14 protein-coding genes and 1 pseudogene are annotated in these 25,622 nt (G+C 75.9%); all 15 read right to left on the bottom strand.

The features are described from left to right. Window positions 1-401: 401 nt before the first annotated feature. Window positions 402-3,833: a DUF6519 domain-containing protein gene (locus B5D80_RS22400; RefSeq protein ID WP_088645890.1), complete on the bottom strand. Its 3,432-nt coding sequence runs from the start codon at window positions 3,831-3,833 to the stop codon at window positions 402-404. Then, entirely contained in the window at window positions 3,830-5,953 is a 2,124-nt protein-coding gene (locus B5D80_RS22395) for a phage tail protein (protein WP_088645889.1), read from the bottom strand. The genes B5D80_RS22400 and B5D80_RS22395 overlap by 4 nt, the downstream gene beginning before the upstream one ends. Then, window positions 5,950-8,406 carry a putative baseplate assembly protein gene (locus B5D80_RS22390; protein WP_158224224.1) on the bottom strand — a complete coding sequence of 819 codons (2,457 nt, stop codon included), beginning with the start codon at window positions 8,404-8,406 and terminating at the stop codon, window positions 5,950-5,952. Before B5D80_RS22390 ends, B5D80_RS22395 begins: the two co-directional genes overlap by 4 nt. Beyond that, window positions 8,403-10,781 (bottom strand): baseplate J/gp47 family protein, encoded by a 2,379-nt coding sequence (locus tag B5D80_RS33040; RefSeq protein WP_144081738.1) that lies wholly within the window; start codon window positions 10,779-10,781, stop codon window positions 8,403-8,405. The genes B5D80_RS22390 and B5D80_RS33040 overlap by 4 nt, the downstream gene beginning before the upstream one ends. Further along, the gene (locus tag B5D80_RS22385; RefSeq protein ID WP_088645888.1) at window positions 10,778-11,140 is read right to left on the bottom strand and encodes a GPW/gp25 family protein; all 363 of its coding nucleotides are present in this window, start codon (window positions 11,138-11,140) and stop codon (window positions 10,778-10,780) included. The genes B5D80_RS33040 and B5D80_RS22385 overlap by 4 nt, the downstream gene beginning before the upstream one ends. Then, on the bottom strand, window positions 11,137-11,481 hold the full coding sequence (locus B5D80_RS22380; RefSeq protein ID WP_088645887.1) for a hypothetical protein: 345 nt from the start codon (window positions 11,479-11,481) through the stop codon (window positions 11,137-11,139). The genes B5D80_RS22385 and B5D80_RS22380 overlap by 4 nt, the downstream gene beginning before the upstream one ends. Further along, entirely contained in the window at window positions 11,481-11,987 is a 507-nt protein-coding gene (locus B5D80_RS22375; RefSeq protein WP_067303923.1) for a phage baseplate assembly protein V, read from the bottom strand. The genes B5D80_RS22380 and B5D80_RS22375 overlap by 1 nt, the downstream gene beginning before the upstream one ends. Further along, complete coding sequence (locus B5D80_RS22370; RefSeq protein WP_088645886.1) at window positions 11,984-13,135, bottom strand: hypothetical protein; 1,152 nt, start codon at window positions 13,133-13,135, stop codon at window positions 11,984-11,986. The genes B5D80_RS22375 and B5D80_RS22370 overlap by 4 nt, the downstream gene beginning before the upstream one ends. Further along, on the bottom strand, window positions 13,128-13,550 hold the full coding sequence (locus tag B5D80_RS22365; protein WP_211291610.1) for a hypothetical protein: 423 nt from the start codon (window positions 13,548-13,550) through the stop codon (window positions 13,128-13,130). The genes B5D80_RS22370 and B5D80_RS22365 overlap by 8 nt, the downstream gene beginning before the upstream one ends. After that, window positions 13,547-14,191, bottom strand: a complete 645-nt coding sequence (locus tag B5D80_RS22360) for a hypothetical protein (protein ID WP_088645885.1) — start codon at window positions 14,189-14,191, stop codon at window positions 13,547-13,549. The genes B5D80_RS22365 and B5D80_RS22360 overlap by 4 nt, the downstream gene beginning before the upstream one ends. Further along, on the bottom strand, window positions 14,188-21,711 hold the full coding sequence (locus B5D80_RS22355; RefSeq protein WP_144081737.1) for an eCIS core domain-containing protein: 7,524 nt from the start codon (window positions 21,709-21,711) through the stop codon (window positions 14,188-14,190). The genes B5D80_RS22360 and B5D80_RS22355 overlap by 4 nt, the downstream gene beginning before the upstream one ends. Continuing rightward, window positions 21,708-21,950 (bottom strand): hypothetical protein, encoded by a 243-nt coding sequence (locus B5D80_RS22350; protein WP_144081736.1) that lies wholly within the window; start codon window positions 21,948-21,950, stop codon window positions 21,708-21,710. The genes B5D80_RS22355 and B5D80_RS22350 overlap by 4 nt, the downstream gene beginning before the upstream one ends. Further along, window positions 21,947-23,791, bottom strand: coding sequence for an ATP-binding protein (locus B5D80_RS22345; RefSeq protein WP_088645882.1), 1,845 nt, complete (start codon window positions 23,789-23,791; stop codon window positions 21,947-21,949). The genes B5D80_RS22350 and B5D80_RS22345 overlap by 4 nt, the downstream gene beginning before the upstream one ends. Continuing rightward, complete coding sequence (locus B5D80_RS22340; RefSeq protein WP_088645881.1) at window positions 23,791-25,077, bottom strand: Pvc16 family protein; 1,287 nt, start codon at window positions 25,075-25,077, stop codon at window positions 23,791-23,793. The genes B5D80_RS22345 and B5D80_RS22340 overlap by 1 nt, the downstream gene beginning before the upstream one ends. Beyond that, window positions 25,074-25,622: pseudogene (locus B5D80_RS22335) on the bottom strand (hypothetical protein); the annotation flags it as partial. The pseudogene B5D80_RS22335 and the gene B5D80_RS22340, both read right to left, overlap by 4 nt.

Genomic DNA, 25,622 nt, shown 5'->3' with positions numbered 1-25,622 from the left:
GGTCAATAGTTCGGTCGCGCTGCGCGATCTGTCCCCCGGTGAACGGCCGTTTTGGCAGCTCAGTCGGCGCTTTGTGCGGTGGGGTGACCGGGTGTGACGAAGTAATTGTCGGGCAGGAGTGGTTTGTCCCGCCGATTCTTTTATGTGGGACGAAACCGAATGGATTTAACGGTTGCGTCACCGTTCATAAACCTGGCTGTGGTTACGGATCCCGGCCGGCGGCACCGACGCCGGGCCCAGGTGACGAACGGGGCGGACCCGAAGGCCCGCCCCGCCGCTTGTTGGCGACTACCAGGGGATTTGAACCCCTAGACCACATCTGCGATCCGCAACCGCGCTAAGTGGCAGTCACCATGAGCGTAGGCCCGCCCGCCGGCCGGTGCAGTCGCCCTTGTGACAGCTCAACTGACGTTGCCGGTGCTGCGCGCACCCCCGCCCACCTGGATGGAGCCGTTGACCGAGACGTTGTCGGTGACCGACCACAGCCGCTTGGCCGGCGCCCCCGACCAGGACGGGTTGCACAGGATCGCCGGCTCGCAGTTCTGCACCAGGTTGTCGCGGATCGCCATGATCGGGCCGCCCGCGGCGAAGGCCCAGATGCCGACGCCGGTCCCGGCGGCCACCGAGATCCGGTTGTCCGAGACGAACACGTTGCGGACGCTGCCGATCTTGATCCCCCGGATCGTGCTCGCGTTGCGCCACCACGCCTTGTAGAGGTGGATGTCGTTGCCGGTGACCCGGATCGTGCCCGCCTGGATCGGTGGTCCCTTGTGGTACGACACGCCGATGTGCACGCCCTCGGCGATCTGGTCGATGCGGCAGTCGGAGACCTCGACGTCACCGACGGCCGTACCACCGCCGATCACCACCGCGCAGGCCCCCACCGACACCTCCGCCGCGGCGGTCAGCTCCTGCCGGTAACCCCCGGCGTACTTCTCGCCGAAGGCGGGCTCCACCAGGATCCGGTCGGCGACACCGCGCAGGTGCCGGGCCGCCGCCGACGGGGTCTGCACCGGACGCGACGGGGGCGACGCCGCCACCGCCGCCTCCCAGGCGCCCTGACTCAACGCTGAGTCGAACCGCAGGCTCGCCCCCGGCACGGGCAGCGCCACCTCGCGCCGGTCCCGGGCGATCTCGTCGGCCTCCCGCACATCGATCCCCTCACCGACCAGGTAGTCCCGCAGCGTCTTGCGACCCTCGTCGGTGTCGAAGATCCGCCCGGCGTTCTGCCCGAGCCGCCCCTTGAGCGACGCCAACTGCCGCTTGTACGAGGGCAGCTGGGCCGGGTCCTCGGTGGCCACGTCCGCCAGCCGCAGCACGTACGCCCCGGCGCCCTGCGCGGTACGCAGCTCCTCGCCGGTCGGCGGGCGCAGCGTGGACAGGGTCTTCCACTCGCTCAGCGGGACCATCGAGTTCATCCGGACGCCCCACCGGCCGACCCGCAGCGCCGTGTTCCACTCGCCCGCCTCCAGCCGGTCGTCGCGGTCCAGGGCGAGCCGACCCACCAGCTGGGTGGCGAGCTGGCTGCGGAACTTCTCGTCCTTGACCAGCTCCGCCAGCGTCAACGAGGCCGGCCGGGGCGGGCAGGAGAACCGGCACCTGGTGACCACGGCGTGGTCCGGGTTCACCAGCAGCACACCCTGCTGGCCGTGACCGACGAGGAAGTCCGAGTCGAGCACCCGGACCTTCCCCGGCGGGGTGCCCTGGTCGTTGCGGACGGTCAGGCAGGTGCTCCGCGGCGACGCGCCGGCCACCCCGGTGAGCTGGCACTGGTCGATCGTCACGTCGGCGCAGTTGATCGCCGAGACCGGACCGAGCCGCCCCTGCACGTCGGCCGGGCCGGGGGTCTCCACCGCCAACTGCGCCACCGACACGGTGCCGCAGTTGACGAACATCAGCGCGTACTCCTGCCCCTGCACCCGGATGCGGCTGGCCGGCCCGCTGCCCAGCACCCGGATGTTGGCCCGGCCGGTGAAGGTGACCGGCACGGTGCTGGTGTAGAGGCCGGGGGCGAAGCAGATCAGCACGTCCCCGGCGGGCAGCGTGGTGAGCGCCTGCACCCAGTCGATGCCGGGCCGGATGGTGATCGTCGCCCAGCCGCCGGTGGCGGACGCGGCGAGCTGGTTGATGGCGGCCTGCACGGTGGTCGCCCCGGCCAGCGACGGCCGCCCGGTCGGGTCGTACGACACCCGGTCGGCGCGGGACAGCGCGCCGGTGAACGTCACCGGCAGGTGCACCGGCTGGCCGGCCTCGTCGAGGAGCTGGGCGGTGACCTCCTGGGTGGTGGCGGCGGAGTCGAGCTGCCAGGCGCACCGGGCCCGCCCGTCGGTGCCGGTCTCCACCGTGACGGTGCCGGCGGTGACCGCACCGGCGGTGACCCGGCCCGCCCCGCCGGTGACGGTGAACCGGACCCGGGCCTTGGCGACCGGCTGGCCGCCCATGGCCACCCCGGTGACCAGGTCGTGCCCCAGCGGCACCAGGGTCGCCGGGTTGCCCGGCACCGGCACCGCCTCCTGGCCGTCCCCGCCGAGCAGGCTCAGGGTGGCCTGCCCGGTCAGCGGGGCGAACACCGGCCGGCAGTCGCGCAGCACGCTCCACTGGCTGCCGTCCCAGCTCACGACGCCGATCCGGCCGTGCGACCGGCGCGGCCCGTGCGGGGTCTGCGCGACGGGCGTGGTGCCGACCCGGGGCCACTGCACGTCGTGCACCGCCGAGCGGGCCGGGAACGACCACCAGTCGCCGGTGCGGAAGCTGCCCGCCGCCGAGAACCGGATCTTGATGCCGAGTTCCAGGTCCAGTTCGCCACCGCCGGCCGGCACGGTGCCCCGGCCGTCCCAGCGGCGCACCCGCGGCCGGGACGGGAAGTCGGCCCGGTCGAGGCTGCCGGTGGCGGTGCCCGGCCGGATCACGATCCGGTCCCCCTCCACCCGGTCGACCTGCACCAGCGTGCCCGGCAGGGCGTTCTGCTCCCGGCCGTCGTCGGTCAGCTCCACCCAGGAGCCGTTGGTGAAGCCGGCGCTGCCGTCGCGGCCGGGGACCTTCACGGTCAGCACGTCCACGTCGATGCTCTCCCACGTCGCCACCGTGGCGGCGTTGTCCCGCGACCAGACGTAACCGGCCGTGCCGGGCGTCCCGCCGGTGAGGATCTCCACCCGGTAGAACTGGTTGTCCAGCCCGGTGTACGGCGACCCGGTCGGGATCACGCAGTCCCCGCCGGAGCTGCCCGTCGGGTCGGCGCGGACCGCGAGGGTGCCGGTCGAGGCGGCGGTCAGCTCCGCCCAACCGGGCGGGGTGTCCGCGCAGCCGACCGGGGTGTTAGGCGGCCCGGCCTGCAACAGCCGAACCTGCCACACGGTCCGCAGCCGGGTGGTGGTGTCCGGCCCGCCGAGGGCGACCTCGCGCAGCGCCGGGTCCTCGATCGCCGTCACGTGCTGCGACCACACCTGCAGCCACGCCGCGTAGACCCCCGGCGGCACCGGCGCGCCGGCGGCCAGCCAGGTGCCGTCGAGCCTGCGGACGAACGGCCCGGCCGCCGGCAGGTCCGGCTGGGCGGACACGGAGACCGGGGTGTCGTTCTCGCAGAGCACCCCGTCGAGGTAGTAGCGGCCGGCCGACAGCTTCAGGTCGGCCCCGCCGGTCAACCCGAACGCCCCGCCGACCAGCGGCGCGCCCGCCGCGCCGACCACGTCGGTCAGCGCGGTGGCCCGCAGGTGCGCCTGGATGTCCTGCTGTTCGTTCCAGTCCGCGTCCAGGTCGACCCGGCCCTGCTGCTTGCGGACGCTCGTCGCGTGCCGCCGCTGGTCGAACGTGACGCGGCTGATGTCGCCCTTCATGGTGTGGTTCCTCCGGTCGGCAGGACGGGCAGGGCAGCGGCCACCCGCCCCAGCGGCAGGTACTCCGCCAGCGCGAGGGCGAGGTTGTGCAGACGTTGCGGGGTCAGGGCACGGCGGAACGCCCCCAGCTCGGCCCCGGACTCCGCACCGGTACGCAGCTCCACGGCGGCGGTGGCGGCCAGCCGGCCGTAGGTGGCGTCGCCGTAGCGGGTGCTCGCCCACGCCGGCCCGACCCGGGTGGCCACGTCCGGGTCGTCGGGGTGGGCCTGCTGGGCGAGGTCCGGCTGGCAGCGGTAGCGGCGCGGGGTGACCGAGCCGGGCCGCAGGTAGCTGAACCGGACGTACCCCTGCTGCCGGCGGGCCACCGTCACCGGCTGGTCGAACAGGCAGTCCGTGGCGGTCAGTACCCGAGCCGTGGTGGTGCCCAGCACCGTCACCCCGGTCAGCTCCGCCGCCGCGTCGGCGGCGGCGACCGTGCCGTGCACCAGCGAGTCGGTCACGGTCAGCGGACCGTCGGTGGTGGTCAGCGACCCGGTCACGCAGCGGTGCACCACCACCCGGGTCCGGTCGTTGCCGGCGGTGACGGTCAGCCCGGTCGCCGCCGGGCCGAGGGTGCAGTGCCGCAGCTCGACCAGGCCCAGGCCCGGCCCACCCCCGGCGGGCGCGGTGACGGTCACCGCCCCGGCGACCAGCAGTCCGTCGACGACCAGCTCACCCGGGCGGTCCCCGACGCCGACCCCGGTGACCGCCAGGGTGCCCAGCAGGCAGGGCCGCACCCCGACCGGGTCGAGGTCGGTCTGCCGGCGGGGCCGGTCCGGCGGCCGGGGCCACTGCGCGGCCAGCACGCTCAACCGGCTGCCCTGCCCCACCCGCACCGACAGGTCCTCCCGGTAGCGGTGGCTGTCCAGCACCACGATCCGGCCGGTGCCGCCCGGGTGCGCGGCCTGAAAGTCGTGCCAGGCGGTCACCGCCTCACCCAGCGAGGCGACCACCTCCCCGGCCCGCGGCGGCTCGGTCACGCTCACCGCGAGCTGCCAGTCCACCGGCCCGTCCGCCGCCCCCAGGTCGCCCCGGCGCGGGTACGGGCCGGCGCCGACGTCGGCGCTGAACGCGTACCACCAGGAGACCGCGAGGCGGTGCACCGGACGGCCGGCGGCGACGGTGATCCGGCCGCGCACCGGGTCGACCCGTACCACGCTGCCGGTCGGCAGCTCCCAGCCGGCCAGGTCGCAGATCCGCAGCAGGTCCAGCGGCACCGGGCGCAGCTCGTCGGCCGGGGTGGGCTGGATCCACACCACGAACGACGGGTCGTCGTCGCGGAACCAGCGCCGCTGCTCCGCCGACGGCGGGCTGTCCGAGGCCAGCGCCGCCAACTCGTCGCGCAGCGGCCGGCGGCGCAGCGGACCGGGCACGTTCGCCTCGTCGGCCCGGTGGTCGATGTCCGGCTCGGTCACCGTCGGCCCGGTCAACTGCCGGCCCACCCCCACCGGGTCGATCCACCACCGCCCGTCCGGAGGCGTCACGACCGGCGCGGCCGTCGCCCGGTCCAGCCGGTACGACGGCAGCGGCCACACGTACAGGCCGATGTGCCCGATGTTGGGGCGGCCGGTCCCGGTGTCCATCGCCCGCACGTCCACCGTCCGGCAGACCGTCTCGAACGGCCCGCCGACCAGCTCCAACGGCGCGGCGGCCCGGATCGACGCGGTGGCCGGCGCGGCGCGGACGTGGTTGACGTGCTGGGTGGCGACCAACCGTTCGAAGAACTCGACGACGGCGGCGCTCCAACCGGTGTTGGCCCGGGTCAGCTCCTCCAGGGCGGCGGCGGTGCCCTTGCGCCGGCGGAACCGGATCGTGTCGGCGACCCGGGCCCGGTCGGACAGCCCGCCGCCGTCGGCCAGCGGATGCAACTGACCCGCCCCCACCAGCTCACCGAGATAGGGCACCACCCACTCGGCGCAGGTCTCCACGAACCAGTCGTCGGTGAGCTGGTCGATGTCGGCGTCGAGCGCGGCGGCCTGGGTGGCCAGCACCTCCACCAGGGCGCGCAGCATCCCGCCGGCCGCCTCGTCCCGGCTGCGCAGGGCGGCCGGCAGCAGGCCCCAGATCTCCTCGACCCTCACGATGCCTCCAGCAGGGTGACGTCACCGGCGTCCACGGTGAGCAGATCGGCGGGCAGCAGCACGTCACCGACCCGACGGGCCGGCGCCGCGGTGATCACGTCGAGCCGGGCCGGCGACTGCCCGGCGTCGTACAGCAGCTCCAGCACCACCGCCGCGACACCGGGCACCCGGTGCAGCAGCGCCTGCACCTCGCTTCCGCGCACCGGCTGGGCGTAGTCGCGGGCGTCGAAGCTCAACCCGGCGACCAGCGCCGTCCGGGCGGCAGCCGAGACCGCCGCGAACCGGTACCCGGGGGCCAACAGCAGCCGCGCGGTCACCGCCACCCGGCGACGGTGGTGGCCGAGGATGCGTACCGGCACCGCCGGCTGGCGGGCGGCGTCCAGCGCCCGCAGCAGGTCGGCGCGGACCGCCGCGTCCGGCGGGATCTCCGCCCCGTCCGGGCCGGCGACGGTGAGCAGGACGAGCTGCCGGGCGTCGTCCCAGACCAGGTCCGCGCGGGCCTTGCCGATCCCGGCGAAGGCGCGGGCGAAGTCGGCGTGGTCGGCCAGCGAGACGACCCGGCCCAGGGTGCGGACCGCCAGCGGCGCGTTGCGGCGGGCCCGGTCCACCCCCTCCGGGTCGTCGGCCCCGGCGGCCGGCACCGGGTTGCCCACCTCCACCAGACCCAGCGGCCGGGACAGCGGGATCGTCAACCGGCCCGGCGCGAGGTCGGCCGAGCGCCCGACGCCGCTGCGGTAGGTGGCCACCACGTTGTCCCGCCCGGTCGGCAGCCGCGCCCCGGTCAGGCCGTCGCCGAAGGTGACCGTCACGACGCCGTCGTCGGCCCGGCGCACGGTGTAGACCCGGGCGGTGGGGGCCTGCCCGAGCAGGGCCGGCACCTCCTGCCAGCGCACCCCGTCCACCCAGACCGCGAGGGTGGTGCGGGAGCCGCTCGCGGTCGCCGCCGGCACGTGGGTCAGCGGCGCGTGCCGCAGCGTGAACCGGGGGAACGCCTGCCGCGCGTCGCCGCTGCCCAGCACCTCGGCCCGGCTCTCGCCGTGGGTCGCCGGTGTCACGTTGCCCAGCACCCGGACGCTGTCGCGCCGGTAGCGCCGGGTCACGTTCGCCGTCAGGTCCACCGTGGTCGCGTCCCGCACCCGCAGCACCGTCACCACCTCGCCGACCGGGCCGCCGTCCGGGTCGACGCCGGTGAGCACCAGCGGCCGGCCCGGTTCCAGTCCGGGCGTCGGCCGGGCCAGCTCCAGGGTCGCGGTCGCGGCCAGCGGGGCGGTCAGCGGCGGGGCGGCCGTCGGGAGCAGCCGGCTGCCGCCGAGCACGGTGGTGGTCCGCCTGGTGAACGTGTCCGAGTCGCCGCCGGCCACGGTGACCCGGGTGGTGCGGGCGGCGATGCCGAAGTCGGCGACCGGCAGCTCCGCCACCGCGTCGACCCGACGCACCTGCGCCACCCCGGCGGTCTCCAGCACCAGCCACGACCCGGCCACGACCGACGGGTACGACTGGTCCAGGTGCAGCGCCCGCTCGGCGGCACCCAGCGGGGCGTCGACCCAGGTGTCCTTGCGGGTGGCGTACGCGCCCGGCAGCACCTGGTTGGTGCCCGGGTTCAACTCGCCGACCCGCAACGCCACCGGCAGCGCCGACCACGGCTGCGCCTGGTGGCCGAACAGCGCCGCCCGCTGCGTCAGCAGGTGCACCTGCACCTCGCGGCCCGACTGGCGCAGTTCCGTGCCGAGCGGCTGGGCGGTCACCACCGCGTCCAACCCGACCACCGTGTACGCCGGCACCACCGCGCCGCCGTCGAACGCGGCCACCACCGCCGGCAGCACCGCCGTGGCCGAGCGCACCCGGCGCACGTCGTACCAGTCGGGGCCGAGCACCAGCAGCGCGGTGCCCGGGGTGAGCACCGTGTCGACGCCGGCCAGGTGCAGGGTGTCGTCGCCGGGCCGGGGCGCGCGGGGCGCGGTGACCCGCAACCCCACCGCGTTCAGCTCCGGGCGGGCCAGCAGCGGGGCCACCGTCTCGAAGACCTGCGGCAGCTCGCCGGGGCCGGGCACGCTCTGCGCCTGGCTGCCCACCGGGATCGGCACCCCCTCCGGCGCGCCGGGGGTGGCGGTGACGGTGAACGACAGCCACGTCGTCGCGGCCACCCCGGGGCGCAGCTCGTAGCCGATCGCGCGGGCCAGCATCAGCACCGAACCGCGTTCGGTGGCGGTGCCGAGGAAACCCTCGTTGGCGATCCGCTCCTGGTAGAAGGCGAGCACGTCCAGGGTGGTCGCCCAGGCGTGCAGCAGCGCCACCGCCGGGTCGTCGACCTCCCGGGTGGTCAGCCCGGCCAGCTCCGGCCGGCCGGCGAGCCGGTCGACCAGTTCGGCGGCGAAGTCCGCCTGCCGGCCCAACCGGTACCCGACGGCGGCCCGGCCGGGCGGATTGGGTTCCCGGCCCACTCGTGACGTCACAGTCCACCCACCAGGTCGAGGTGCAGGATGCCGTGCTCCGGCACGCTGGGATCGTTGTCGAGGCGGATCACCTCGGTGTCGCCGGCCCGCAGCACCCGGGCGTCCAGTTCTCCGCCGGCGGCCACCCCCACCGGGTGCAGCTCGGTCACCCGCACGTCGGTGACGCCGGGGACACCGACCGCGGCGGCCAGCAGTTGGCTGACGTAGAGCGGGGTGCCGAAGCTGAACCGGTCGGGGTGGAAGAAACCGCGCGCCCCGTCCGGCAGGTCCCGGGCGGAGAAGAGGTCCAGCAGAGCCCGGCGCACGTCCGAGCGGAACGCGCCGCCGGTGACGCACACCCACAGCCGCAGCTCCACCGGCAGGTCCACCGGGTCACGCAGTTGCAGGTCGTACCCGGCGACGCGGAACCGGTCGAGCCGCCCGGCCAGCCGGCGGGCCAGTTCCGGCTCGTCGGCCAGCCGCTGCCCGCCGGTCAGGTCGAGGGTGAGGAAGACCGTCCACCAGGAACCGGTCCAGCGGACCCGGGCGGTGGCGTTGGCGACCTCGGGCAGCCGCCGCGCCGCCGCCACCCAGTCGGCGGTGGTGACCGCCCGTTCCTGGGTGGCGAAGGCGACCGGGGCGTGCTGCCGGGCGTGCTCGACGTCCTCCGGGTCGGTGCCGCCGACGGCGGGCAGCGGATTGGTCGCGGCGAGCAGCCCGACCCGGTCGGTGACCAGGGTGGTCAGCGCGTCGTGGCCGAGGTTGCCGGCCGCGCCGCCGCCGCGCCACCAGGCGACCTGGAAGACCGTGCCGGCCGGCGGCCGGCGTCCCGACACGTCGTCGCCGAAGCGCAGGCTCACCCGGCCGTCGCGTTCCCGCTCCGGGACGAAACCCTGGTCGAAGCGGTCGGCGTTGAGCAGGTCCCGGCGGGGCCGCCAACTGCCCTCGGTGGTCTCCAACCGGATCAGCGGCACCGCGGCCCGCGGGTCCTGGTCGAGGGCCTGGCTGGCCGGGGTGTCGGTGGTGAACGGCACCGCCGCGGCGACCGGTTCGTCGGTCAGCACCGGCCGCCACCGGTGCTCGGCGGCCGGCGGGAGCTGCCCGGACACCGCGCTGGCGTGCTGCACGGCCACCAGGTTGGCGCGGGCCACCGCACAGGTCACCAGGTGGTCGGTGCCCGTGCCGGCGACGGAGGCGGTGACGGTCAGCGGGAAGGCCAGCCGGTCGGCGGCGCTCCACCCGACCTCCAGCACGGCCACCCCGGTCACCGGGTCGGTGGTGGGACGCACCGACACCAGCCGGACCACCTGCCGGTGGGTGGGGTCGGCGTCGGCGCGGCGACCCGTGCGCGGGGACAGCACCTCCTCCAGCAGCAGCAGGTCACCGGCGGCCAGGCCGGTGGCGGGCAGGTCGACCAGGGTGGCCCGGGTCGCCCCGGCGGGCAGGCCGCAGTCCCGGCCGCCCCAGACGTACAGGGCGATCTCGTTGCGGGCGGCCCGGGGGGCGAGTGGGGTCAACGTCTCGAACCCGGTCGCGCCGCCGGCCAGCAGCGCCGCCGCGTCGGCGGGGCGTACCGCAGGGGTGGCCCGGTCGGCGGCCAGCACGGGCGTCCCGGCGGGCAGGCCCCGGCTCTCCACGTCCGACCCGGCGGCCACCCGTACGCTGAGCCAGGCGCGCGCCGCGCAGCCGTCGTGCACCGCGTAGTCCAGCAGCCGGGCGTGCCGGCGTACCGAGATCCGGCTGCGGGCGGTGCCCAGGTAGGCCTCGGTGCCGGCGGCGTCCTGCCGGTAGGACAGCCGGTCGGCCACGTGGGCCAGCGCCTCCACCACCGTGACCAGCGGGTCGGCCGGGTGCCGGTCGGCACCGCCGGGCAGGGCGGCGAGCCGGTCGAGCATCAGCCGCCGGAACCCGGCGTAGTCCTTGGCCAGGTAGTCGGCCGGCGCGGTGGTCGCCGGCGGTGGCGGCACCGGCGGGGCGGCCGGCGCCGGGTCCAGGTCGCTGGGACAGTTGGCCTTGAACGAGAAATCCTGCGCCGACAGCACCGGGTCGAAGCCGGGTGGCACCCGGTCGTCCACCGCCGAGCGCACCAACCGCAGGGTGTACGGGGAGAAGTCACCGGCCCGGTCCACCCGGACGGTCAGCTCCGCCCCGGCGGCGGTGACGCTGAGCACCCGCACGCCGGTGATCCGGACCCCGCCGTCGACCACCACGTTGCCGACCGCCAGCGGCGCACCGGCGGGCACCCCGCCGGCCTGGCCGGGCAGCGGGTGCAGGAAACCGACGTGTAGCAGCCGCTGGTCGGCGGCGTCCACCTCGACCCAGTCGATGCCGTTGAACGCGCTGCCCGGCCGGGCCACCTCGGCCCGCCGCTCGTCGTCGTCGCAGCGCACGCTCATCCCGCACCCCTCTCCACCGACACCTGCGCCGGGCGGCCGGTGGCCCGCAGCCGGTACCCGACGTGCACCCGCACCGCCGCCTCGGCCAGGTCGACGCGGACGTCGTCGACCTCGATCAGCTCGCCGAGCCACCGCTGCAACGCGCTGCGGGCCTGCAACTCGGCGGTGCCCACCACCGCGTCGTCGACCGGGGCGAACAGCAGTTGGCCGAGGCCGGCGCCGAAGTCGGGCCGGTTGACCCGCTCCCCGGGCGCGGTGAACAGCACCGCCTCCACCAGGTCGGCGACGTGCCGCTCCGGGCCGGCCAGCCCGGAGCGGCCCCGGTTGTCCGGCCGCCACGGAAACGCCGGGTACGTCATGACGCCACCGCCCGGACCTGGACGCCGGCCACCGTCGGCGGCCCCTGCGGGATGCCCTCCGCGCTGACCCCGAGCCCGACGCTGGTGCCGAGCACCGGCGGCTGCCCGTTGACCAGTACCCGGGCCGCCGGGGTGGTCCACCGGAGCTGGACGCAGGGCTGCGGTTTGGTGCCCGCGCCCACCGGCACCTGGAAGGTGCACCCGGTGACCGGGTACGCGTCGGTGGCGGTGACCACCGGCAGGCCGCCCACCAGCACCCGCGCGTTGCCGGTCTGCGGGGTGACCGGGCCGGTGTGCGGGCAGGTCAGCACCGCCCCGACGTGCAGCAGCGGGCCGGGCATCAGGTCACCGTCAACGCGGTCTGGTTGACCGCGACGGTCGGCCCGACCAGGGTGATGGAGGCGCCCTTGCCGTTGGAGATGATGATCCCGGTGTCGTTGATCGAGATCATCGCCCCGGTCAGCGTCTTGAGCAGGATGCCGCCGGTCGGGCCGGGAGCGTCGGAGATCATCAGGGTGGCCTGGCCGGGGGTCTGCAACACGATCGGTGGGGTGGGTGGCGGGGCCGACGACACCAGCGCCGGGATCTCCGCCTTGGAGCCGTACCAGCAGCCCGTCCAGATCGGATGGTCGGCGTCGCCCTGCTCGAACTCCACCCACACCCCGGTGCCCGGCAACGGCACGGCGAACATGCCGGCCTGGATGCCGGCGAGCGGGAAGCAGGGCATCGCCCAGCTCGACGGGGGGAGCGTGACGTCCGGGACGGTCACCTGGATGCGCCCCTGCTGCAACGGGTCGAGGTGGTTGACCACCGTGCCGCGATACTTGCCGTAGTACCTCGTCGTCATGGTTGTGCCCTTCCGGAGGTGGAGACCTGGGCGTTGCGGCCGAGGGTGAACCGCTGCTTGACCTCGCCCGCCCTGACCGTCGTGGTCACGCTGCGCACCACGTACTCGCCGTCGTAGGCGCGGCCCGCCCCGCGTACGCCGACCAGCCGGCGGCAGCGCAGCAGCCCGCCGTAGCGCAGCACGTCCAGCGAGCCGGACCCGGTGATCACGTTCGCCGACTGGGCGGCCCGGGCCAGGCCCCGGGCGAGGGTCTGCACGACGTCCATCCGGGCGGTGGCGTCGTCGGTGCCGTCGGGGTTGGACCGCCCGACGTTCATCCGCCGGTACGACAGCGGAATCGGGATCTTGCGGCCCAGCGGCGGGTTGAGCGGGCTGACGTCCGGCACCGGCAGCGGAATCGGCACCCGTACCTGCTCGGGGAACGCGGTGAGCAGGTAGACCGTCTTCTGCACCCCGTCGAAGGAGAACGACAGCGACTCCACGTTGGAGCCCGCGTCGGCGTTGACCGTCAACGCCGGCTGGGGCTGACCGGCGCGCACCTCCGGCCCCCAGTAGGCGGTGTTCATCCCCGGGGTCGGCCCCGGCTCCAGGTAGAACGTGTAGCCCACCTCGTCGGCGAGCTGCGACACGTACGCGAAGGTGGTGCCGCGTACCGCCGGGATCCGCTGCACCGGGTTCGGCGCGAACACCAGCACGCTGGGCACCACCATCGGCACCACCCCGTACGCGGCGAACGGGGCGAGCAGGGTCAGCACCCGGGCCTCCGCCGGCATCGGCATCGGCAGGTCCGACAGGTCGATCAGATCCATCATCTGGCTGACGTCCACCCCGGTGAGGGTGAGCGTCGACGCGCCCGCGTCGTTGCTGCTGGCCACGTCGTGCCGGGTCACCACCCCGTCGGAGAGCACCTGCGGCCGCCCGTCGACGTGCAGCACCAGCAGCACCCGGGTCGGCGGGTCCAGGCTGCCGTCGGCGAGCATCCGCTCCACCAGCGACCCCCGGCCCAGCGCGAGCCGCAGCTGGAACCCCGAACGTTGCCCGGCGTTCTGGGTGACCTGCGCCTCCTGCACCGCCGCCACCAGCTCCATCGGGGCCGGCCGGAAGGTCAGCGGCCCGATCAGCACCTGCAACCGCACCCCGCTAGGCATCGAGGCTCCCCGGGAACCCCTCGGGCAGGGCCACCCGGACCACCTGGCCGGGACGGGTCAGCTCCGCCGGGTCGAACACCCCGTTGGCGTCGCAGAGCTGCCAGAACGCGGTGGGATCGCCGACCGTACGGGCGGCCAGCAGGTCGACCCGGTCCCCGTCGGCGACCGGTTCCCAGCCGGCGGTGGCGAGCCGCTCGGCGGGCGGCACGAACCGGCGACGCAGGTGCACGATCTCCTCGCCGGTGTCCGGGTCGACGGTGACCGTGGTGCCCACGGCGGCGTACCGGCTGTCCGGGGCCACCGCCCCGGGGGCCGGCGTGCCGACGCCCCCCGCGCCGGTGGCGGCGAAGAGGGTCTCCGCGACCCGGCTCTGCACGGCCACCAGGGCCGGGTCGGTGTCGGTCGGGTCGCTCATGGCAGCCGGTCGATGCCGAGGTCGGCCAGCCGTCCGCCGCGGGCCCGGCCGGCGAGCTGTTCGAGCTGCTGGTGGGCGGCCATGGCCAGGCCGCCGGCCCGGCCGTCGGTGCCAACGTCGTTGACGGTCAGCACCCGCAGACCCAGCCGGATCTTGGCGCGGATCGGGTTCAGCATCGGGTCGAACGCCTCCTCGGTGATGGTCAACTCGGTGATCCGTACCGGCCAGAGCCGGCGTCGTCCGAAGGCCAGCAGCACCAGTGGCGCCGGCGGCGGCACCACCTCCAGGGTTCCGGCGGCCAGCAGCGCCGCCGCGTCCTGCACGGCGGCCAGGCTGGGGTAGGCCAGCGACTCCAGGGCGGCAAGCTGGGCGGTCAGCCCCAGCTCCACCGTCTGCGGGTCGGTGAGCTGGTCGGCGGCGTCGAGGTCGGCCTCCAGGGTGAGCGTCTGCACCGGCGGGCCGGTGATCCGCAGCGCCTCGCCCCGGGCCCCACCCTCGGCCCCGGCGGTCTTGAGCTGGAAACCGCGGGTCAGCGCGTCCGGGTTGTACTGGAGCGTGATCACCCGGCGGCTGCGCCCGCTGTCCGGGTCGAGCACGACCAGGCCGGCACGCAGCAGACGGGGGCTCAGGGGACTGGTCACGGGGTGCCTCCAGAGGTGGGACGCCGCCAGCGGATCCGTTCCGCCACGGCCCGGGTGATCCGGCCCTGCATCAACAGCGGGTCCAACCCGCTGAAGTCGACGGTGCAGTCGGTCAGTTCGGTGATCCGGATCTGCCCGGTGGACAGGCCGAGCCCGTCGAAGAGCAGGTTCACCCGGGCCACCGTGGCGCTCTGCAACGACACTGGCCGCAGCCGGCCCGGCCGGCCGACGCCACCGGCGGCCCGGCGTACCCCGCCGCCGACGGCGAGGTGCACCAGCGCGTCGGGGGCCAGCACGATCTCGTTGCTGCCGCCCAGCGGCAGGGTGATCTCCCGGGGGTTGTTGACCGACAGGTCCACGTCGACGTTGCCGATCGCCAGCAGGCCGGGCGGACCGGTCGACGGCTCGTCGCTCTGCACATCGGCGATGGTGTGCAGCAGGTCGTCACGGGAGGCGGCGGTCGGTCGCAGCAGCCGGTTGAGCCGTACCAGGTGATCGGTGCGGGCCTGGCTGACCTCGCCGGTGTCGAGCTGCCACCGCAGGACGTCGACGTCGCTGTCCGGCGGGGGCGCGCCCTCCGGCGCGACGCTGGGCAGGTGCACCCGGTAGACCAGGTCGTCGCCCTCGACGATGAACCGGCCCGGCGTCCACCACGGCAGCGCGCCGGTGAGCCGCCGGTAGTCCACCGCCCCGTCGCGCAACGCCAGCCGCACCTCCCAGCTCCGCTCGCCCCACAGGAACCCGTCGTGGGTGACGTCGAAGTCGATGTGCCCGTTGAGGCTGTCCAGCACCTCGCCGATGCGGTAGGCGTCCAGCGCCCGTACCAGCGCGTCCCACTTCCCGGCCAGCGCCGCCCGCCGCTGCGCGCTGGTCGTCCGGGCGGGCGGCGGGGCCGGGACCGCGGAGCCGCCACCGAGCATGGTGGCCAGGTCCAGCACGAACCGGGCGTTGCGGATGTCCAGCGACGGCAGCTCACCCGAGCCGCTGGTCAGGTCGTGGGTGAGGTCGCCGAGGAGCCCCTGTTCGACGAAGACGTACAACCCGAGGCCGCTGTCGGCGAAGGTCAACCCGGTCACCTCGCCACCGCGTACGGCGATCCGCCGGCCGGGGGCCGCCGTGCCGTCCGGCCCGGCCGGGTCCTGCTCGTAACCGATCGAGGTGAACCGCAGCCCGTACTCGGGGCGGCCGGTCGGCGCGCCGAGGAACAGCAGTTGCCGGCGCGGGTCGGCGGTGACCTGGGCGCTGATCGCGGTCAGCGTGGGCTGCGCCAGGTTGAGCCGCAGCCCACCGTGGTCGAGGAAGTCGACGCTGAGCCCACCGGCGGTGAAGTCGGCAGTGCCGCCGGACAGGAACGTGCCGATGTCGAAGCCGACCCGGGCCGCCTCGATCGCCCCGATCCGCAGGCCGCCGAGGATCCGCATCCCCTCCGCCGTGCGGGTCGCCTCCACCAGGAAGCCGTCCTGCCCGGCCGCCGGCACCAGCCGCAGCTCACCGAGCACCGCCTCGACGTCCGGGTCGAGCCGGATGGTGGTGCCGTCGTGCAGGTCCACCAGCAGCCCACTGGCCCGGGTCTGCTGCACCACCAGCTCCCGCAGCAGCAGCCGGCGGAACCGGCCGCCGGGGGTGCCCGCCGGCCACAGGTCGACCCGGGCCCGCACGCTGATGCCGAGCAGGCTGATCGCCCCCGCACCGGGCGGGATGCGCAGCCCGAGCGCCGCGCCCTGCCAGTTCAGCGCGTCCACCGAGATGGTCGCCAGGCTCAGCCCCGGCTGCCCGTCCGGGCCGATCTCGATGTGGTCCGGGCCGATGGCGACCACACCGGTGTCCAGCCCCTGGATGCCGACGTGCTGGTCGTGTTCGCCAGGCCGGGGTCCGACGCCGAGGTGACCCTCACCGCCGACCACCCGGGCCTGGATCCGCCCGCCCCGACCGAAGGCGAGGGTGAGCTGGGCCGCCCACAACGCGCCGTCGACGTGCAGCGCGGCGTCGATCCGGCCGGCGATCTCCACCCGGGTCACCCCGGTGGTGAGCCGCCCGGCGGTCACCCCCGCCGCCGCCGACCAGCGCAGGCCGCGCAGGTCCACGTCGAGGATCTCCAGCGGTGGCCGGTCCGGCTCCCCGGCCGGGGTCGGTTCGGGCCGGCCGAGGCCGACGTCGAGCACCCCGTCGCGGTAGCGCAGGTCCCGGCCGGTGATCCGGGCGATGCGCAGCCGTTCCAGGTGCAGCGCGGCGGTGGCCGGGACGACCCGACCGGCGGCGTCGCGCTGCTCCGGTGTGCTGTCCCAGCGACCGCTGGCGGTCAACCCGTCCAGCACGGTCGGCCCCTGGGAGACGATCCGCCCGTCGCCGGCCCGCCAGTCGATCGCGCCCAGCTCGATGCGGGCCGGGCCGACGTCCTCGAACCGCAGCCCGCCGGCCCGCTCGGTGACCAGCCGGCCACCCAGCCCCGCCCGCCGTACGGTGACCGCGCCGTCCGGGGTCCGCAGGGTGGTGTCGGTGAGGGTGAGCCCGTCGAGCTGGATGCGTTGGCTGTCGGTGGGGTCGCTGACGATCCGGCCGGTCACCGGGTCGACCTGGTGCGGGCCGGAGCGGATCAGGTCCACGGTGACCGACGCGGCGTCGGGGGCGGCCGGCCGGCCGGCCACGGTGCCGGTGATCGTGGTCGGCCCGCCCTGCACCGCGCGGGAGACCACGCTGAACCGCAGCCGGTCGAGCTGGCCGACGGTCAACCGCCCGCTGTAGGTCAGCTCCTCGCCGGTGAGGTCCACCTCGAGGTCACGCAGCCGCACCCCGACCAGCGCCCCGGAGACCACCTCGACGCTCATTCCCGGCGCCGGGTCGGTGACGTCCATCCCGATCCGGTCGGCGTCGATCCGCTCGATGACCAGGTTGCGGACCAGCGCGCTGCGGACCTGCCGGCCGGTGGCGGTCGCACCGGTGCGGACCCGCACGTCGAGGCTCATCCGACCGATCCGGGTGCTGCCCCGGGCGTAGACGCTGCGGCCGGGGGAGTTCAGCGCCAGCCCGGTCAGTTCGGTCTGCTCCACCACCAGGTCGGGCAGGCGCAGGTCGTCGCCGTCGGGCAGCACCCGCCCGTGGATCGCCTCGCCGGGTGTGCCGCCGGCGCGGGCCGGCGCGGTGAACGCGATCCGCCGGGCCTCGACGCCCGGCCCGGAGAACCCGGTCACCGAAAGCTCACCCACCCCGAAACCGACGGCGGTCCGGCCGACCGGCAACCCCTGGGCGGCGGCCGGGCCGGCCAGCTCGGCGGGGAGCCGGCCGCCGCCGACGGCGTCGAGGTCGGCGCGCACCCGCAGCCGGGACGCCGCCAGCCGTTCCACGGCGGTGGCCCCGGCCCGGACGTCGGTGGCGGTCAGCTCGGCCAGCCGCACCTGCACCCCGAGGGTGGCCGGGTCCAGGGTGACGTCGAGCCCGCCGACGCTCAGCCCGCCGACGGTGACGCCGAAGTACCGGCGGGCCCGCTCCCGCAGCAGTTGGAGCTCCTGCTCCTGGGCCCGGGTGCGGTGCCCCGGCAGGTAGCGGCCGGCCGGGTCGACCGGCTCGGCGGAAAGGGACTCCAGCTCCCGCAACCGGTCCAGGTCGGTCAGCCAACCGGTCAGCTCGGCCCGCCGCTGCGCCCAGCGCGGCTCGTCGGGCAGCGCGGCGAGCTGGGCGGCGACGTCGGCGCGGGTGGGCAGGTCCCCGGCGGTCAGCCGCAGCGCGGGGGCACCGGCCGGGCCGGGCAGCAGGCGTACCCCGGTGAGGGTGGCCGACCCGGTGCTGCCCCGGGCGGTCGTCGCCGCGTCGGCCGGGACGCGGTCGCGGCGGAACCGGGTGATCAGCTCGTCGTCGGGCAGGTACTCCCCGGCGCGCGACGGCAGGGACGCCTCGGCGTGGATCGGGTCGATCTCCACCCCGGCGGCCTCGACCCGGCCGGTCAGCCCGGTGACCCGGATGCCGCCGACGTCGATCGACCCGCCGACGGACTGGCGGAGCTGGTCGGACAGTTCCACCAGCCGGCGACGTTCGGCCTCGGACAGCGACTCGGCGTGCCAGCGGTGCCGGGCCTCCAACCGGTCCAGTTCCCGCTCGGCCGGCTCCAGCGCGGTGAGCTGGCTGTCGACGGCGCGTAGCCGCTCGTCCAGGGCGGTACGTCGCGTTCCGGTGGCGGTGTCGCGGCGTAGCCGCAGCGACTCCCGCTCGGCGCGCAGCCGGGCCGGCAGGCTGGTGGCCACCCCGATCAGGGTGCGGCCGACCTCGATCCGGCCGACCTGTTGCAGGCCGGCGAAGGAGAGCCCCTCGGCGGTGGCGCTGGAAAAGCTGACCCGCAGCGAGTGCATCATCTCCACCGCGTCGGTGACCCGCTCGCCGACCGTCCGGGGTGGCCGGAACACCCCGTCGGTGAGCAGCCCGATCGCCGCGTTGGCCAGCGGGGTGAAGATCTCCCCGGCGGTCAACGAGGTGAACTGCTGGGCGAGGAACGGCGCTCCGGCCGTGTACGGGGCCAGCAACGCGTCGCTGATCTTGGACAGGAACGGCAGCCCGCCGTAGAACGAGATGACGTTGTGCAGCAGATGGATCAGTGGATCGATGATCGGGATGCCGACCCAGCCGTGCCGGCCCGGCTCGGTCACGTTCTCCTGCCCGGTCGCCCCGGCCCGGAAGGCCAGCGTGGACAGCCCGAACCGGGTCAGGCCGAGCAGCCCGCCGGGCAGCCCGTCGCTGGCGTACACCACGTCGGAGACGCTCAACGCGCCCATCCCGGCCTGCGCGCCGACCGGCCGCTCGTAGCCCCGGTCGGAGAACGAGGCGACGATGTCCAGGTCGGTCAGGGTGATCCGGCCGGTGCGCAGCGAACTGCCGGTGAAGGTGCGGTTCACCCCGTCGATCTCCAGCCGGGGCAGCCTGATCCGCAGCACCCCCTGCCGGGCGTCCAGCGACAGCGAAAGCCGGTTGGCGCGTTCCCGGTCGGTGTCGCGCAACCGGGCACCGCCCAGGTCGCCGCTGATCCACTGGGCGTCGTGCAGGTCGAACTCGTCGACGGTGACCTCGTCGGTGAACAGGCTCAACCCGGTGCGGCTGAGGAACAGCAGCTTCAGCCCCACCGCGACCAGCCGGGCCAGGTCACCCACCACCGTCGGCGTGCCGTCGGTGCGCAACGACTCCGGATCGAAGGTGGGCCGCCGGGTGGCGTGGTAGAGCCGCAGCTCCGCCACCAGCGTCGCCAGGTCGGGCAGCAGGTCCGCGCGGACCTCCCGGGACCGCAGGAACACCCAGCGCCGGTCGTCCAACGCGTACGCCTGGACGATCAGCGACCGCAGCTCGGTGACCCGCCCGGCCCGCCAGAGCCGGTCGTCGCGCAGCCGGTCCCGCAACTGGTCGCGGGCCTCGACGCGGCGCGGCCCGGAGATCGCGGTGACCGCGAGGGAGGCGCGCATCTGCGGGGTCATTCCGGACTGCATCCGGGCCCACCGGTCCGGGTCCTCGGCGGCCAGCCGGGTCTGGTCGGCCACCGGCAGACTGCGCACCAGCTGGAACGCCAGCCACGCCTCCCGGGGGTTCACCGCCCAGTCGGTCAGCCCGATCGCGAGCAGGCCGCGGGCCTGCCGTTGCAGGTGCGCCGGGTCGCGCAGGGCGAACAGGTCGAGCAGCTCGGCCCGCCACATCTCGTGGGTCAGGTACGCGTCCGGCAGCGCGGCGACGATCCGGTCCAGGTCCCGCAGCGCGTCCAACCGGTGCACGGCGGTCCGCAACGCCTCCCGCCCCCGGGCATCCGGGCCGGCGGTCGCGCCGGTCGGCCGGTCGTAGCCGATCAGCCGGCGGACCAGCTCGACGGCGTTCACCCCGTCCAGGCCGCCCTGCACGGTCCGGTGGATGTCGGCGACGAGCCGGTCGGCGTCGACCTGCCCGGCGCTGCGCCGCCGCCGCTGCAGCGGCTCGGCGAGGGTGCCGACGCCGGTGTAGCCGCCGCCGAGCACGTCGGCGGCGGGGATGTTCTCCTCCAACCGGTCGAACCAGCTGCCCTGGTCGAGCTGCCGCCACCGGTCCTGGGTGGCCAGCGGCAGGCTGCGCAGCAGCAGGTACGCGAAGCGGGCCTCGTGGTCGCGGATCGCCCAGTCGAACAGCCCGTACGACAGCAGACCCTCCACCCGGGCCAGGTTGCGGTGCTCCGCGCGGGCGGCGAGGACGACCAGCAGCCGGGGGCCGAGCGGCGCGTCGACCCGCTTCTCCTCCCACGGCACCTGGTCGAGCAGCGTGTCGAGGTGGCCGGCGTCGTCGAGCTGGCGGACCGCGTACCGCAGCCGGGGCCCCGGCTCGGGCGGCCCGGCGGCGGCCGGCGCGGTGGTGGCCGGGGTGCCGGCGGTGGGTGCGGCGGGGGCCAGGTCGGCGAGCTGGCGCAGCGCGTCGTCGGCCCGGCGGTCGTCGATCGACCGCTGCACCTGGCGCAGCCGGGTGGCCAGGTCGGTGTCCCGGTCGAGCCGTTCGTCGTCGGCCGACGCCCCACCCAGCGCGGTGACCTGCTCACGCAGGGCGTCGGCGTCGCTGCCCGCCCGAGGCCGCTCGGCCAGCAACGCCCGGAACTGCGCCTTGCGGTCACCGGCCAGCAGCTCCCGCAGCACGCTGGTCCGCAGGGCCCGCAGCACGGTCAGCGCGGTACGCCGCTGCACCGGGTCGAGCCCGTCGGTGTCCAACCCGTGCACGTTGTCGGCTTCCAGCACCCGCAGCAGGTAGGGGGTCTGCCCGCCGAGGGCGGCCAGCGCGGCCCGCGGGTAGGCGCGGTGGTGGTCGTCGTCGAGGTTGCGGGACAGGTCGGTGCGCCGGGGCGCGGGCAGGCTGTGCACCAGGCTGCGGGCGACCACGAACGGCAGGGTGTCCAGGATGCGCAGGCAGCCGCGCACGTCGTCGCCGGAGACCCACAGCCCGTCGAGCAGGTCGATCATCCGGGCCCGTTCCGCCCGGTACCGGCGGTCCACCAGCGCGCCCAGCTCCGCCTCCAGCGGCCCGGTCGTGGCCTCCCCGGCGGGCGCGCGGTCGGGGGCCGGCGGGGTGGCCGGGCGCGGCGGGGTGGCCACGGCACCGGTGTCGGCGGCGACCGCGCCGGCCGGCAGCCACGCCACCGGCCGCCACAGGGCGCGCCCGGCCGCCGCGGCGTCGGCCAGCGCCCGCGCCTCGGCCTCCGGGTCGGTCACCTGCCGCCCCGGGTACGCCGTCGTGCCGCCCGCCTGCGCCAGGTGTCCCAGCTCGTGCACGAGCAGGGCCCGCCCGGCGGCCCTGGACGGGTCGAAACCCGGTGCCAGGTGGACCACCTGGTCGGCGAGCAGCCCCCGCGCGCCGTGGTTGGCGGCCCGGCGGCCGTCCCCGCCGAGGCGTACCCGCACCGCGTCGGGGCGCAGCCCCAGCGCCGGGGCGTACCTGTCGACCAGGTCCCGGGTCAGCGTGGCGAGGGCGTCGTCGCGCGTCGCGGCGGGTTCCGTCGCCGGGACCGGGGCCCGCTGCGCGGCCGGGCCGGGGGCGGTCACCGCGACCACCCAGGCAGGCGTAGCCGGACCCAGATCGCCTCGGCCAGCGCGGTCGGCAGGTCGGCGGTGGCCGGCGCGTCGGTCACCGGGGTCACGGTCGACGGCAGCCCCCGCTCGGCCAGCAGCCGGGTCAGCCGGGCACCCACCTCGGCCGCCAGGGTGGCGTCGACAGGCGCGTCGACGCCGGTGACGACCAGCCGGCGGATGTCGACCTCGACGGTCGTGACGTCGGCGTTCACGACCACAACCCCGGGTCGGCCGGCCGGTCGTGCTTGGCGTACTCGGCGGCGACCGCGTCGAGCACGTGCCGCATCCCGACCGGGCCGCCCTCCCCGGCGGCGACCAGCGCGGCGCGCAACGCGACGGTGTGGATGTCCCCGCCGGTGAGGTCCAGCTGGGCCAGCCGGGGCAGGTCCAGGTCGGCGGTGGCGGCCCCGGGCGGGAAGGCCCGCCGCCACAGCCCGGCCCGCTCGGCGGGACCCGGGTGCCCGAACGGCACCACCACCCGCAGCCGGCGCAGGAACGCCGGGTCGATGGCGGTACGCATGTTCGTGGTCAGCACCGCCACGCCCCGGTACCGCTCCATCCGTTGCAGCAGGTACGACACCTCGATGTTGGCGTACCGGTCGTGGCTGTCGCGGACCTCGGAACGGCGGCCGAACAGCGCGTCGGCCTCGTCGAACAGCAGCACGGTGCCACCCCGTTCGGCGGCGTCGAAGATCCGCCGGAGCTGCTTCTCGGTCTCCCCGATCCACTTGCTCACCACGGTCGCCAGGTCCACCCGGTGCAGGTCCAACCCGAGCACCCCGGCGACCACCTCGGCGGCGAGGGTCTTGCCGGTGCCGCTGGGCCCGGCGAACAACGCGCCCACCCCGAGGCCCCGACCGGTCCGGCCGGCGAAGCCCTGCTCGACCAGCAGCGCCCGGCCGGCCGCGGCGGCGGCCAACTGCCGCAACTGGGCCATGGCGGGGGCGGGCAGCACCAGGTCGTCCCAACCGGCCCGTACGTCGATCCGCTCGGCCAACCCGTCCAGGTCGCGGCGGACCCGCTCACGGACCAGCCCCCGGGCCCGGGTCACCGGGTCGCCGCCCGGCCCGGCGGGGCCGGTGGCGGAGTCGAGGATGTCCCGGTGCCCCAGGTCGAACTCGCGGGCCAGTCCGGCGGCGGCCGGTGCGGCGGCGTCCGGCAGCAGTTCCCGCCACAGCGCCCGCTGCTCGTCCCGGGTCGGCCGGTCCACCGTCGGCCCCGGGATCATCCCGTCGAGGGCGACCGCGTGCGGCACACTGACCACCACGTCACCGACGAGCCGGGCCAGCAGGTGCGCCACGGCGGCCCGCGTCTGCGGGGACTCGTCGCCGGTCAGCTCGACGACCAGCACCGGATCGGCGAGCACCACCTCCCGGTTCCACAACCGGGCGAAGGCGTCCCGGTCGGTCACCGCCCGGGGCAGCTCCTCGGCGGCCACCCGGTGCCCGGCCCGGCCCACCGCCGCGCAGGCCGCCGCCACCACGTCGAGCCGGTCGTCGTGGTCGGGCCCGCACACCCGCAGCGGGCCTCGCCCGGCCTGCCAGGTGGCGCAGAGCTGCCGGACGGCCCGACGGCGGCTGGCCGGCAGGGTGGCCGGCGGCGCGGGCAGCGCCACCAGGTAGGGCCGGAGCCGCTCGTCGAGCCGGCCGACGCCGTGCAGCTCGTGCAGGACCCGCTCGTCGACCCGCAGCGGGGCGTGCGGCAGGGGACCCTCGCCCAGCTCCACCAGCCGGGCCGCGCGCAGTGGACGGTCGGCGGCGAGGGCGTCCCAGTGCCCGCCGGGCAGGGCGTCCAGGCACCAGGCGAACGTCGGTGGGCGGTCCAGCAGGCCCAGCTCACCGGCGACCGTGGCGACCAGCACGTCACGTTCGAAGCCGGTCAGCCCGAACCCGGTGCCGATCCGATCCAGCGGCGAGCCGGCGGTCGGGGTGTCGGCCGCCGGTTCCCCCTTGAGCAGCAGGCGGATGCGGTCCAGTTCGCCGGCCAGCCCGTCGCCGCCGGGGGTGACCGGGGGCGGGGCGGGCCAGCGGGCGGCCGGACGCGGGGCGGGCATCACAGCACCACGGCCGGGCCGTCGTACCGGCCGGACGGGTCGGCGTGCAGCGGGCTGTCCACCCCGTCGACCCGCAACCGGGCCAGGTACGTGCCGGCCGGCAGGTCGCGGAAGGCGAAACCGATCCGCCCGGTGCGCTCCCCGCCGGGCGGCACCCCGTTGCCGGCGGGCGCGGCGAGCACCGTGCCACCCGTCCCGGTCAGCCCGAGGGTCACCTGCTGGCCGGTCTCGACCCCGGGGACGACGTCGACGGTGACCGTGCCGGTGCGCAGCAGCACCCCGTCGACGGTGCGGCTGGACTCGACCACCACGTCGGCGGGGGCGACGGTGATCGTGGGCCGGTAGGTGACCGGCACCGCGTCGGAACTGACCGCCGGCCGGGGGGTGGGCGGGTCGCCCAGCGGCACCGCGTGGGTGACGACCAGCCCCCGGATACCGGCGGCGACGGGCCGGTCGAACGCGGTCAGCGGCAGCCGCAGCTCACCTTCGGTGACGGTGGCGGGGCTGGCCGAGGCGGCCCCGATCCGCACCCGCACGTCCGGCCCGGCGAGGTTGCGGCCGGTCACCACGAGGGTCGCGCCGGCCGTGACCGGGGTGCCGGTCGGGCCGTCGGCGCGGACCTGGTCGACCTCGGGACCGGCGACGTCGATCGTGCCGGCGGTGACCGCGCGGACCGGCAGCGGCTCCCGCGCGCCGCGCAGCGGGTCGATCAGCACCACCGACACGTCGAAGAAGACACTGCTGCGGTACGGCGCGCTGAACGCCGACCAGAGCCGGAAGCTCTCCTCCCCGCCGGGGCTGTTGGTGACGCTCACCCGCAACTGCTCGACCTGCTCGGCGAGGCGGGAGTCGGCCACCGGGGCGGGCAGCGTCGGGTCCGGCGGGTCGGGGGCGAGCGACCGGCGGATCGCCGCCCGGGTCAGCACCGGCGTCTCGTGCAGCATCGCCAGCAGGTGACCGAGCAGGATCTCCCCGGTCAGCGGGTCGTGACCGTAGACGCTCGCCACGTAGTGCAGGTCGACACCGAGCGGCGGCGCGGCGACGTCGTCCCCGCCGGTGCTGCGCGGCGGCGGCCCCAGGTTGGCCCAGGTGGGGTTGCGGGTCACCCGGCTCAGGAACAGGTTGACCTGGTTGCCCTCCTGGTTGCCGACGGTCACCCGGTCGGGTGGGCCGGCGGAGACGGACACCCCGCCGACCGCCGACGAGGCGCCGGTGGCCCGCAGGTACGCCATCAACTGCCCGCGCAGCACGGCGGTGACGGCGGCGAGGGCGTACCCGGTGCTCATCGCGTCGCCCCCGCTCCGCGCAGGTACGACTCCAGTTCGGGCGCGGGGCCCGGGGCGACGGCGGGGGCCGGGGCGACAGCCGGTGCGGTGACCGGCGGGGGCGTCGCCGGATTCCGCTGCGGGGTGAGACGGACCTCGATCCGACCGATGTGCACGTGCACGGCGACCGGCTCCGGTGCCCGCGCGTCGGCCCGGGTCGCAGGTGCGCGGTGGGCGGGCGGAACGGTCGGCGCGACGCGGGCCACCGGTGCGGCGGTGACCGGTGGGGCGACCGGTGCCGGCACGGCGGGTGTCGGGGTGGCCGGCCGGGCCGGCGGATCGTCCGGGTCGTCCCGGCGGAGCGCCGGTGCCCCGGCCGGGGTGGTCGGGATGGCCGGCGGTCGGGGCGGTGCGTCCCGGGTCACCGGCGCGGGCCCGGTCGGGCCCGGTCGGGTCGCCTCCGCCGGAACCACCACCGGCCGGCCCGGCCCGGTCACCGCCGGGGCGCGGGTGCCGGGTCGAGGCAGCGGCCGGGACGGCCCGGGGAGCGGTGCCCCGGCCGGCGG

This window comes from Micromonospora wenchangensis (assembly GCF_002210435.1).
GTDB lineage: Bacteria > Actinomycetota > Actinomycetes > Mycobacteriales > Micromonosporaceae > Micromonospora > Micromonospora wenchangensis.
Note: the sequence above shows the minus strand (reverse complement) of the source record. Positions and strands in the feature narration are given on the sequence as shown.